The sequence below is a fragment of the Apibacter sp. B3919 genome (genome assembly GCF_026537405.1).
GTDB lineage: Bacteria > Bacteroidota > Bacteroidia > Flavobacteriales > Weeksellaceae > Apibacter.
On record NZ_JAFNMG010000005.1, the window covers coordinates 175,785 to 188,797 of the forward strand.

11 protein-coding genes are annotated in these 13,013 nt (G+C 31.7%); all 11 read right to left on the reverse strand.

Annotation, left to right across the window (positions count from 1 at the left end):
• Positions 1-378 precede the first annotated feature (378 nt).
• Positions 379-1,041: a tRNA (adenosine(37)-N6)-threonylcarbamoyltransferase complex dimerization subunit type 1 TsaB gene (tsaB, locus tag J3U20_RS09190; protein ID WP_160542993.1), complete on the reverse strand. Its 663-nt coding sequence runs from the start codon at positions 1,039-1,041 to the stop codon at positions 379-381.
• Positions 1,042-1,046: 5 nt separating this feature from the next.
• A complete protein-coding gene (locus J3U20_RS09195; RefSeq protein WP_146105538.1) occupies positions 1,047-1,244 on the reverse strand; it encodes a hypothetical protein in 198 nt (65 codons plus the stop codon).
• A 26-nt stretch (positions 1,245-1,270) separates the two neighbouring features.
• Complete coding sequence (locus J3U20_RS09200) at positions 1,271-2,371, reverse strand: LptF/LptG family permease (RefSeq protein ID WP_160542981.1); 1,101 nt, start codon at positions 2,369-2,371, stop codon at positions 1,271-1,273.
• Positions 2,368-3,498, reverse strand: coding sequence for a tRNA guanosine(34) transglycosylase Tgt (gene tgt / locus J3U20_RS09205; protein WP_160542982.1), 1,131 nt, complete (start codon positions 3,496-3,498; stop codon positions 2,368-2,370). Before tgt ends, J3U20_RS09200 begins: the two co-directional genes overlap by 4 nt.
• Positions 3,499-4,498: 1,000 nt before the next feature.
• On the reverse strand, positions 4,499-5,206 hold the full coding sequence (locus J3U20_RS09210) for a hypothetical protein (RefSeq protein ID WP_160542983.1): 708 nt from the start codon (positions 5,204-5,206) through the stop codon (positions 4,499-4,501).
• Positions 5,207-5,273: 67 nt separating this feature from the next.
• On the reverse strand, positions 5,274-6,545 hold the full coding sequence (locus tag J3U20_RS09215; protein WP_160542984.1) for a hypothetical protein: 1,272 nt from the start codon (positions 6,543-6,545) through the stop codon (positions 5,274-5,276).
• Between the two features lie 17 nt (positions 6,546-6,562).
• A complete protein-coding gene (locus tag J3U20_RS09220) occupies positions 6,563-7,777 on the reverse strand; it encodes a peptidoglycan amidohydrolase family protein (protein ID WP_160542985.1) in 1,215 nt (404 codons plus the stop codon).
• A 190-nt stretch (positions 7,778-7,967) separates the two neighbouring features.
• Positions 7,968-9,239, reverse strand: coding sequence for a hypothetical protein (locus tag J3U20_RS09225; RefSeq protein ID WP_160542986.1), 1,272 nt, complete (start codon positions 9,237-9,239; stop codon positions 7,968-7,970).
• A 7-nt stretch (positions 9,240-9,246) separates the two neighbouring features.
• Positions 9,247-10,485, reverse strand: a complete 1,239-nt coding sequence (locus tag J3U20_RS09230) for a hypothetical protein (protein ID WP_160542987.1) — start codon at positions 10,483-10,485, stop codon at positions 9,247-9,249.
• A 66-nt stretch (positions 10,486-10,551) separates the two neighbouring features.
• The gene (locus J3U20_RS09235; RefSeq protein WP_160542988.1) at positions 10,552-11,814 is read right to left on the reverse strand and encodes a hypothetical protein; all 1,263 of its coding nucleotides are present in this window, start codon (positions 11,812-11,814) and stop codon (positions 10,552-10,554) included.
• Between the two features lie 16 nt (positions 11,815-11,830).
• The coding region (locus tag J3U20_RS09240) for a peptidoglycan amidohydrolase family protein (protein ID WP_160542989.1) at positions 11,831-13,013 on the reverse strand (1,183 nt) is incomplete at its 5' end.

Sequence of the window (13,013 nt, forward strand, 5' to 3'; positions counted from 1 at the left end):
AATAACATAAACTAAAACTAATTACACACACACAATTTTGCAAAAATACAAATATTTCTATATTATTATTAAGGTGTTTATCTGAATATTCGTATAAAATTACTTATTATATAATAAAATTATTTATATTTAGATGAATTATTGTTAATAGATATAAATTAAATGTGTAAGAATTATATAATAGATTTTATTTTATAAAAATAATTTTATAAAAAAAATAATTTTTAATCTTATTGTAGAAATAATTTTAAAATTAAAAAAACATTTTTTAAATTATTGGGCTACATTAGTATAGAGTAAATGTAATTAGATAAGTTATTACAATCAACTTTACTTTAAAAGTATAAAGATCTAGTTTGGAATAGTTATTTGAGAAAACTATTTCCAATCTTTTAAATACAAAGGATCGAAATAGGCAACATCTTCAAATATAGTTTGTTGGAATTTTTTATAGGAGAGATCAACCATATTTTTTGCTTGAGGATAAGCATTAATAAAGGTAGCGTTTTCCAAAGGAAATGAAGTTTCTTTCAAGAAATTCTCAGTTTTTTCAACAGCATCTCCAACAAAGAGTACTTTCTTTGAACTTATTTGTTCAAAAGATTTTTCATTTAAAATATGAGCATGAGTCTCAATTAAATATTCACCCTTTTTATTTAAGACAGACGTGTAAATTTCCATCCTTCTCGCATCAATAACAGGGATAATATAATCGTACTCGGAATTTAAATAGGGAACGGCTAAAATATATAAAGAGTTTATGGAGATTAGAGGGATATCATTTCCAAAACAAAACCCTTTGGCTGATGCTAATCCTATACGTAAACCCGTATAAGATCCGGGGCCTTTTCCTACAGAGACGGCGTGGATATCTGAAAGTGCTAATTCTGCACCTTCAAGAGCCCATTGAATAAATAAATGAAGATTTTCGCTATGTTTATAATCTTGGGATATTTCTTCACAATATGAATTTATTTTACCGTCAGTTCCAATCGCTACCGAACAGTTTTTTGAAGAGGTTTCTATATGAAGAATGTTGATTGCCATTACTGTTTTTTCTTTTTCTTACGGTAATTTACAACTAATTGAATGATAATGGCAACTATTCCAATGCAAAAATAAACGATCGCAAAAAAATTATTTTGTGAGGGATCACCTTGCGAGCGGTTATACCAGAAAAACGAACGGATAATAAAATAAATACCAATTATAAATGCTATAAAATTTGCAATCTTTTTTTTCATCGTATTAGTAGTATTATTTATTTTTTTTATGCGTATGCGCGTTTTACATACAAGACTAAAGTAATTATACCAAAAATAATATTAGGGAGCCATACTGCAAACCAAGAAGGTAAAATTCCTTTGGAAGAGAATACTTGTAAGGCTTGGAAAGAAAATATATACAAAAAAGCACAGGATATACCAATCGCCAAATTAATTCCTAATCCGCCTCTTTTTTTGGTTGAAGAAAGAGATAAAGCAAGGAAGGTAAGAATAACTACAGCTACAGATGAGCTGGTTCTTTGATGAAGCTCATTAAGATAGATATTTACATTATTAGCACCTCTCATCTTTTCTTTTTTTATAAACTCTCTTAATTCAGGAGTATTCATAGTTTCTGCTACAAAGGCTTCAGGCAGTAATTCATCAGGAGTAAAATTAAAATGTTTTTTTAACGTACTTCCGTTTTTTAAAGATTCTATATTTCCATTAGAAGACATTTCCTTTTCGTAATAGTTGCCTAAGACATAGGTATTGTCTTCTTCAGACCAATAAATTTCAGCAGAACGTAATTCATGCAGCAATATTCTTTTTTCATTAAATTTCTGATATAAAAATCCCGTTCCTCTCTTCATTTGACGATTATAGCTGTTAACGAAAATATATTCTGTAGGAGAAATTTGTGCAGATATATTTTGATTGGCCATATAAGCATCTTTTTTGTTTCCGGTAAGAATTTTTACATTAAACTCATTCTTTTTAATGTTTGCCCAAGGAAGAAGAAAATGATTGGTCATGAAAGAACCTAACGCAATCATAATTCCCACGATAAAATAGGGTCGTGAAAATCTGAAAAAACTGGTCCCTGAGCTGGTAATGGCAACAATTTCCGTATTATTTGCCATTCGAGAGGTAAAATAAATTACTGAAATAAAAACCAGTATGGATGCAAAAACATTTACTGCCCAAATAACATAAAACGGATAATATAATTTTAGGGTATCCAATACGGAAAATCCGTTTTCGCTGAATTCCTGATAATGACTTTGAATATCAATAATTACAAAAACAGCAATTAAAAGAAGCAGCATGAAAAACAAGGTTCCCAGAAAGTTTCGAATAATATACCGGTCTAAAATAGTAATCATAATCTGTTTCTTAGCTGCGGAATGACCGATTTTTTCCAACTTGTAAAATCACCTTCTATAATATGTTTACGAGCGGTTTTAACCAAGTCTAAATAAAACGCAAGATTATGTACAGAAGCAATTTGTTTTCCTAAAAATTCATTAGCAGAAAACAAATGCCTTAGATAGGCTTTGGAGTAATCATGGTCAACAAAAGCAGTACCTTTAGGGTCAAGTTCGGAAAAATCATCCGCCCATTTTTTGTTTTTAATATTAATAACGCCATCCCAGGTAAATAGCATACCGTTTCGGGCATTTCGAGTAGGCATTACACAGTCCATCATATCAATACCTAAAGAAATGGATTCCAAAATATTCCATGGAGTACCTACACCCATTAAATACCTCGGTTTTTCAAGAGGTAAAATATCGGTTACCAAATCGGTGATACGATACATTTCTTCTTCCGGTTCTCCAACGCTTAACCCACCAATAGCATTACCATCCGCATTGACAGAGGAAATAAATTCTGCTGAAAATTTACGTAAATCATCGAAGGTACTTCCTTGTACAATAGGGAATAAATGTTGTTTGTAATTATAAAATTCCGGATTTTCATCACACCATTTCACACAACGTTTAAGCCATTTATGTGTAATTTCCAATGAATTTTTAGCATAGGAATAATCGCAAGGATAGGGGGTACATTCATCAAACGCCATAAAGATATCCCCTCCGATATACCGTTGGATTTCCATAGATTTTTCAGGTGTAAAAAAATGATACGATCCGTCAATGTGTGATTTAAATTTTACTCCTTCTTCTTGGATTTTCCGAGTTTGAGAAAGAGAAAATACTTGATAACCGCCACTATCTGTAAGGATAGGACGATCCCAATGGATAAATTTATGTAACCCACCGGCCTTGTATAATATATCGGTGCCCGGTCTAAGATATAGATGATAAGTATTTCCTAAAATGATCTGGGCTTTAATATCTTCTTTTAGTTCTCTCTGATGTACTGATTTTACTGATCCAACCGTTCCAACCGGCATAAAAATAGGGGTTTCTATTTTTCCGTGATCGGTTTGCAAAATACCTGCTCTTGCTTTAGAATTTTTATCCTTAATGTTACTACTAAAAAACATAAATGCAAATATATAAACTGATTTAAAAAATATTCTAAAAAAGGATGTTTTTTAACATTTAAGGTAACCTGTTAATTTCGACTATTTTGCTTTTTAAATGTAGAGCTTGATATTTAATTAAATAGAGTATTCTTGGATAAAGAATGGTAATTTTTATATATTTGCAAAATTGTAATCATTTTGTCTCTAAAAGAGTGATGATGTTATGCTGATAGTGCTTTTTTAATATGATGTTTTAGTGATCATTCACAACTTTAATTATTACAATGAAGTATACTTAGTGTTGTGAATTGCTTCAAATTTTATTAGATATACCGAGTTTTCATAATAACAACTAGTGAACAACTTGATGTAAGAATGTTGTGAATCGCTTTTAGGTAATTTAAATCATAATGGTATAAATTAAATAGCAAGTACCCGTAAGGGTTGGAAAATATGTAATGTTGTGAATTGATTTCAAATTTTATTAGATATAGAAATATAGTATTGACTTTTAAACGGGTATTTTATTTTTTTGTTTTGTATTGTTTTCGAAACTGATTGAATAGTACCCTTATAGGTCAATTTAACTTTCATTTAATCCATCCATCAAATTCGGTTTACATTTATGTGAAAGTAGTCAATCCTGTGTTTTTTATTGTTTAACTTATTTTAGTAGTTTCTAATCAATTAAATTATTTTTTTCATTTTGGAACTCATTTAAAAACTTTGCAAGCCCAATATGAACTATTTAAAGTTTAATGAAAATTTCCGCAGCATAATTTAAACTTTCACCTTCTAAGGCTCCTTTCAAATCTAAGCCCGATTCTTCTCGAGATTGTGCAAAAAAATGTGCTTTTCGAGCACAAGTGTCTATGTTAAATTTATCTTTATTTTAAATTTTATTTAAAAAATAATTATTATTTTATCGGTCTTGCTTTAGATTCATAATCTAAAGGTTGTGGTTCATCATTTAAATAATTTTCATAACCTTCAAATATATTTTCATTAAAATATATACTTATTTTTTTTTTAATGGACTTTGTTTTTCTATAAGTCCTTTATATTTATTATATTCTTCCCATGCAATATTTATCCATGGCGCCCTATTTACAGTATCTAGTTCCAACTCTTTGCCCCCTCTACAAACAGCTTTGTCGTACTTAAACCATGTTTTTAACTTTCTAAGTCCTTCTTTGCGTTTTTCCCAACCATGCGGATCGGGTTTATCTTTATGACCGGGCGAATATCCGTTAAGTATTTTAGACTGCAGCCAAAAATAATTTTCCTCCTCTCCGCTTTCTTCCATAACCAAAGCCAATCGGTTTAAACTTTGATCTAATCCTTTACTAAAACGCTCCCGTTTCCATGCCTTAACTTCTCTTATTTTAGTCGAATCATCTTTTTTATCTCCCCATTTTGAAACCCTTTTAAAAACCTCCCATTCCCAACCGGCACTGTCTATGGCATAATGTAGATCTTTGGATATCAAATCAGGATCGCTGATAAATATTCCTTCCTTTCCTTTTTCCAGATATCCATTGTCTGCTAAATATTTTCCATACTTTTCATAAGGTCCGGGAACACTATAAGCAGTTCCATCCTTATTTAAATTACCGGTAAGTTGTATCAATCCTCTCCCTTTATAAAAGGAAGTACCGGATTTATATTTACTCGGTTTTTCTTGCGATAATTTAAAAAATCCCGTCTCTGCATTTACTTGAGCCAAAAAAATAATCTTTTTTGAATACCAATATTTATATTATATCTGAGCCTTTACGTGTACCTTGCTTGAATTATTCCGGAGTCTCCTTATCAGTAAATTCTTCCGCATAAGCTACCATTTCTTCTAAATGGGGTAAATTATAGTAATTGTTTTCTATAAAGGTGTTTTTTAAATCATACCAAGGCTCCAAATCTTCTCCTAATGAGGCGTGATATGCACCTAAGATATTTCCCCTGCGCCATTTTACTGTTTTTGATAAATGATATTTCCTAAATAGCGGATCACAGGTATTGGCTAAATACCCTATTATTTTATAACTATATCCTTTTTGCGCTTTAGTTAAATCACTTTTATCTAATTCTCTTAATAAATCCAATGTGCTGTCAATTAAACTTATTGCATAAGTGCCTTCATTTTCATTAGTTATATGTTCTATCGTTTTTAATATTCCTTCTCTGATATATAATTTATTATCCGTTTGGTAGTTCGATATTAAAATTAAATCAACTAAATTGTCACCAAATTCATAGGTAGTATTGAATTTTTTATTTTTTGAATACAAGCTATCCATAACACTTTTATTAATTTTATCTTCCTTATCAAAATTGAAATTTAATAATAAGTCATGGGCCAATTCATTTTCCCTTGAGAGTAAATATGTCAAACCGGCTTTATCTCCATACATTAAGTATTTATTTAAGGTTATTACTTTCAAGTTTTGTTTAACCGAATACTCTTTTTTATCGATACTATTTATTTTTATTAAATCCTCCAAAAAAACCATGGGGGCTATTATTTTTCTTTCCTTATCTATAAACAATTTCCATCCATCCCAAGCAAAAGTATATTTATATTTATCAAAAGTCATGGATTTACTGACATTACCTTTTATCTCCTCATCCGTATAAGCTACCCCTCTTAGATTGGCAAAACGAAGTGGATATAAGGTAACTATCGTTTCTTTGCTTTTATCCAGGTCGATTCCAAAAAGATATTTTACACGTTCTCTGAATTCGGCATACTCCGGAAATTTATATCCGCTGTTAAACAGCGTTTTTTCAATTAAGGGTTGTTGCAAGTCTAAATCTTCCCGGGTGGCAACATATTCGTTTTCCGGAGTATGATCTGCTACAAAAACCCGTTTTTGTAATTCAATATGCTCGGCTATTTTTTTTAAATCTATTTCATTATTCATAACGGGCTTATTTTCTGTCGGTTTTTCAATAGGTTTTGTTGGTGCTTCTTTATTTTCATTATTAAGTTGTATTGTCGTTTTATTTTCTTGGCCTTGACAAGAAAATAAAACCAATACTGGTATACATGAGACCAATATCTTTCTCATAATTCTTTATTTTTTTATTATTTTTTCTTTATTTCAAAGGTATACCCTTGATCTTTCCACCGTATTTTTTTATCTGCCTTACTAAAGTGAACTTTAGGAGTATAAAAACGACAGGGAGTTAAGCTTTGCCTATTTTTAGTTAGAGGGTGATCGAGCAAATGTTTTGATTTTCTTAACCATTTGAGTTTAATAACTCCCTTCATATCTAAAGTTTTATCCATCCCATAGGGTGTTTCAGAAGAACTGATCGCTTCAATGGTGGTGACTATTTCCAGGGTTTGTTCTACTTCTTTTCCTTCTTCATTTTTCTTTTTTATCTTTTTTTCTTCGTAATCGATAATTACCCCGGTATGGCCCATTCCTCCGCTTTTATTTTTCCATATAAATATATCTCCTTTTTGAGGTTTGTAATTTATATCATCATGTTTCAGTAAATATTCCGAATAGTTTTCCCCAAAATCGTGCAGTATCCTTGTATTTCCTGCCATTACCTTTTTACTCCATTCTATTTTTTGTAAATATCGGCACACTAATTCCGAACAATCCATCGTATTTTCTCCCGATTCTTCTACTCGGTTTTGATCGTTGGCATATCTTACTTTATACGGTTTTCCTGCGTCTGCTTCTTCCTGGCTTATGGCTTTGGTTAATAACCAGTCTATTCCCTGTTGTATCTTTAAATCGCCATCAATATAGTCTAACGGCTTGTTTACCTTTTCACATTCTGCTACCTTAAATAGGACCTTGGTTGAGTTTTCAACGGCTACGGATAATTTCCCTTCTTTTCCTCCTCTGTACCATACTTTTCTTTTAGGACGTGAGTCTGTATTATTATTTAATATATTTATTACCAGATCCACTACCTTATCATCGGAGTATTGACCGGTCTTATCTGCCTGCAAATACATTTTATCTTTATACCAGTCGGCCATTCCCGTTAGGGCTGCCTGATACGGGGTATAGCCTTTTTCATTAATTGCGGAGGTAAATACATTAAAACCACTGTCGGGCGCTTGTTGATCTATTTGCTTTTGAATCTCACCGTAATTTTCTCTTCCGGTTATCTGAAGAAGTCCCCTTCCTTTAAATCTCCAGCCGTCTTCTCCTCCTTTATTTCCTAATTCCTTACGATTGCCGTAAGCTATTTCTGCTATTTTTCTTTGATTGGCCGGGTGCTGAGCCGTCCTTCCATATTGATAGGCTAATTCATTAGGAGGGCTTTTTTCATTCAAGGCCGGATTGGCCCGAAAAGCTTTAAAATGTTTGGGTAAATCTTGCGCAGCATAATTTAAACTTTCTCCTTCTAGGGCTCCTTTTAAATCTAAGCCCGATTCTTCCCGAGATTGTGCAAAAAAATGTGCTTTTCGAGCACAAGTGTCTAAGTTAAAGTTGTCTTTATCTTAAATTTTATTTAAAAAATAATTATTTTCTTATCGGTCTTGCTTTATGCTTATAATCTAAAGGTTGTGGTGAATCAGGTATAGTCTGATCATCTAAAAATAGATTTTCTTCTTTTTTGACAGCTTCATACCACTCTTTAAATTTGGGTAAGCCATAATAGTTGTTCTTTTTAAATTCTTTATCATAAGTGCCATCATCCTTATAATGCCAAAAATGCCCCATAAACATTTGATTATAATCATAAAGTTTATCGTATTTATATTGCTCTCCCCAATACATCAAATGAGCTGCTATTTTGGCTTTTTGCGCATCACTTAATTCTTTGTTAGCATTTAGGTGTTCTAAATTTGTAAGATATTCAGCTACATACATAATATATAAATTTTCATTTGGGGTGGACATTTCTTTTAGAATATCTAAGGTATTTTGATGAACTCGTATTTCTCCATTACAATCTTTAGTCCATAATAATTTTCCCAACTCCTCCAAATCATTGTCTTTAGCATAAGTATGAAAAAATGGAAGATGGGTGTTTTCAAGTGCCCACTTCAATAGTCTTTTATCTTCCGTATAACCAAAAACAGTTATTAAACGCCTCATAAAATAGTCATCTTTAGTAACCAACCATGGAAACTGGCTTTTATCGTCAGTAAATAAATATTTGTTTCGTGAGATTAAACGCTGTTGATTAAAATATCTTTCTTGCGGTAAATTATTTAAATCTTTCCACATCGATACCTCAATTACACCATCTGCAGTATCAATCGTATATGAATTTTCTTCATATTTTGATAATTCAGGGTATATTTTCTGATAATCTATAATTTTAGGGATAGCATCAAAATAAGTTATAAAATGATCTTTTTTATCAACATATAAATATTGTGCATCTGCAGAATATGGATAAAATTCTAACTCTTTATTACATTTAGAATTTTCATAAGCATCTATTTTTAAATACTGATTTTTAGAATTATTATCTATAATTCTTCCAAAAATCATTTTTATTTTTTGATTAAAATCCTCCCTTTCAGGAGTTTTATATCCATTATTTTTTAAAATAGTGTCTTCAATTTGTACTAAGGCATCTAAATCTTCCTTTCCATATGTTTCCCCCCAATATTCTGAACTAGCACCTTCTTTTATTTGTTTTATCAGTACTTCTTTTATTTTAGATGTTTCCATTTTTTTTTCTTCTATTTTTTTGTTTGTCAGACTTACTTCTTTTTTTTCTTGACAATTCATTATTGCAAAAAGGGTGATTGTGCTTATTAATAATAATTTGGTTTTCATATATTTTTTATCTTGAACTTTCTCCTTTACTGGTATCTTGAGTTTTTTGGTTTAATTTTTTATTTGCTTCATTGATAGTGGCATATTCATCATTTTTATTCAGTTTATCTTCTTCTTTAATAACATATCCTTTAGGTTTAAAAAAACCTCTAAGTTTTTTATATATTTTTATTCCTTTTTCGGTATAAGAATAGAATGTGCTTCCATCAAATTTATAATTAGGTGAAAGGGTTATCATGTTTCCTTGATTTCCCCCTAAACCAATATAGGTGTTTTTATCTAATAATTTTCCATATACTAAGGTTATATGTCCTGATCCTTTCATTTTTCCATTTGAATAACAATCTGAAAATACGGCTATGGCACCAAAGAACGCCTCACAAGGCTCTAATGTACTGTGATTGAAAAACATACTTGAACTGGCTGAATGAGGTGATTCAAATTTGGGCGTTGAATTCTCCAAACACCAGGATACAAATGAGGCACACCATGCTACATCACTTCCACTACCTGAAAGTCCTCCTGCTTTGTGATATTCTCTTATTCTTTTGTCAATTGCTTTCTCATGTTTACCGCCGTAATTAATTATCTCTTGAATAGCGGTTTCCATCCATGGCGCTCTGCCTTTGCCGCTTATAAATTCCAACTCTTTCTCTCCTTTGCAAACAGCTTTGTCGTACTTAAACCATGTTTTTAACTTTCTAAGCCCTTCTTTGCGTTTTTCCCAACCATGCGGATCAGGTTTATCTTTATGACCGGGCGAATATCCGTTGAGTATTTTAGACTGCAACCAAAAATAATTTTCCTCTTCTCCGCTTTCTTCCATAACCAAAGCCAATCGATTTAAACTTTGATCTAATCCTTTACTAAAACGCTCCCTTTTCCATGCTTTGATTTGTTTTATTACAGCTGAATCATCTTTTTTATCTCCCCATGTTGAAACCCTTTTAAAAATCTCCCATTCCCAACCGGCACTGTCTATGGCATAATGTAGATCTTTGGATATCAAATCAGGATTGGTGATAAATATTCCTTCCTCTTCTTTTTTCAGATATCCATTATCTGCTAAATATTTTCCATACTTTTTATAAGGCCCGGGAACACTATAAGCGGTTCCATCCTTATTTAAATTACCGGTAAGTTGAATCAATCCTCTCCCTTTATAAAAGGAAGTACCGGATTTATATTTACTCGGTTTTTCTTGCGATAATTTAAAAAATCCCGTCTCTGCATTTACTTGAGCCAAAAAAGTAATCTTTTTGAATACTAGTATTTATATTATATCTGAGCCTTTACGTGTACCTTGCTTAAATTATTCGGGAGTCTCCTTATCACTAAATTGTTCCGCATAATCTACCATTTCTTTTAAATGGGGTAAATTATAGTAGTTATTTTCTATAAAGGTGTTTTTTAAATCATACCAAGGCTCCAAATCTTCTAATGAGGCGTGATATGCACCTAAGATATTTCCCCTTCCCCACCTTACAGTTCTTGATAAATGATATTTCCTAAATAGCGGATCACAGGTATTGGCTAAATACCCTATTTTTTTATAACTATATCCTTTTTGCGCTTTTGTTAAATCACTTTTATCTAATTCTCTTAATAGATATAATGTGCTGTCAATTAATTCTATCGCATAGGTGCCTTCATTTTCATTAGTTATATGTTCTATCGTTTTTAATATTCCTTCTCTGATATATAATTTATCATCCGTTTTAAAATTATCTACAAAAATTAAACTTCTAACCTCTTGCCCAAACTCATAACTTCTTGGATTACATCGATTATACAAACTATCTAAAACACTTTTATTAATTTTATCTTCCTTATCATAATTGAAATTTAATAATAAGTCATGGGCCATTTCTTTTTCCCTTGAAAGTAAATATATCAAACCGGCTTTATCTCCATACATTAAATATTTATTTAAACTTACTATCGATAAATTTTGTTTAACCGTATATTCTTTTTTATCGATACTATTTATTTTTATTAAATCCTCCAGAAAAACCATGGGGGTTATTATTTTTCTTTCCTTGTCTATAAACATTTTCCATCCAAACCTTGCAAACGTGTATTTATATTCATCAAAAGTCATGGTTTTACTGACATTACCTTTCATTTCCTCATCCGTATAAGCTACCCCTCTTAGATTGGCAAAACGAAGTGGATATAAGGTAACTATCGTTTCTTTGCTTTTATCCAGATCGATTTTAAAAAGATATTTTACACGTTCTCTGAATTCGGCATACTCCGGAAATTTATATCCGCTGTTTAACAGCGTTTTTTCAATTAAGGGTTGTTGTAAGTCTAAATCTTCCCGGGTGGCAATATATTCATTATCCGGAGTATGATCTTCTACAAAAACCCGTTTTTGTAGTTCAATATGCTCGGCTATTTTTTTTAAATCTATTTCATTATTCATAACGGGCTTATTTTCTGTCGGTTTTTCAATAGGTTTTGTTGTTGTTTCTTTATTTTCATTATTAATTTGTATTGCCGTTTTAGTTTCCTGGCCTTGACAAGAAAATAAAACCAATACTTGTATACATGAGATTAATATCTTTCTCATAATTCTTTGTTTTTTATTATTTTTTCTTTATTTCAAAGGTGTACCCTTGATCTTTCCACCGTATTTTTTTATCTGCTTTACTAAAATGAACTTTGGGGGTATAAAAACGGCAGGTTGAGACTTCATGCCCTTTACTATTTTTTAAAGGGTGACCGATTAAATGGTTTGATTTTCTTAACCATTTGAGTTTAATAACCCCTTTCATTTTTAATTCATTACTCATTCCATAAGGAGTTTCAGAAGAACTGATTGCTTCAATGGTCGTAACTATTTCCAGGGTTTCTTCAACTTCTTTTCCTTCTTCATTTTTCTTTTTTATCTTTTTTTCTTCATAATCGATAATTACCCCGGTATGGCCCATTCCTCCGCTTTTATTTTTCCATATAAATATATCTCCTTTTTGAGGTTTGTAATTTATATCATCATGTTTCAATAAATATTCCGAATAGGTTTCCCCAAAATCGTGCAGTATCCTTGTATTTCCTGCCATTACCTTTTTACTCCATTCTATTTTTTGTAAATATCGGCACACTAATTCCGAACAATCCATCGTATTTTCTCCCGATTCTTCTACTCGGTTTTGATCGTTGGCATATCTTACTTTATACGATTTTCCTGCTTCTGCTTCTTCCTGGCTTATGGCTTTGGTTAATAACCAGTCTATTCCCTGTTGTATCTTTAAATCGCCATCAATATAGTCTAACGGCTTGTTTACCCTTTCACATTCTGCTACCTTAAATAGGACCTTGGTTGAGTTTTCTAAGGCTACGGATAATTTCTCTTCTTTTCCTCCTCTGTACCATACTTTTCTTTTAGGACGTGACTTCGTGTTTTTATTTAGTATATCAACAATCATTTCCACAACCCTATCATCGGAGTATTGACCGGTCTTATCTGCCTGCAAATACATTTTATCTTTATACCAGTCGGCCATTCCGGTTAGGGCAGCCTGATACGGGGTATAGCCTTTTTCATTAATTGCCGAGGTAAATACATTAAAATCACTGTCGGGCGCTTGTTGATCTATTTGCTTTTGAATTTTACCGTAATTCTCTCTCCCGGTTATCTGAAGCAGTCCCCGACCTTTAAATCTCCAGCCGTCTTCTCCTCCTTTGTTTCCTAATTCCTTACGATTGCCGTAAGCTATTTCTGCTATTTTTCTTTGATTGGCCGGGTGCTGAGCCGTCCTTCCATATTGA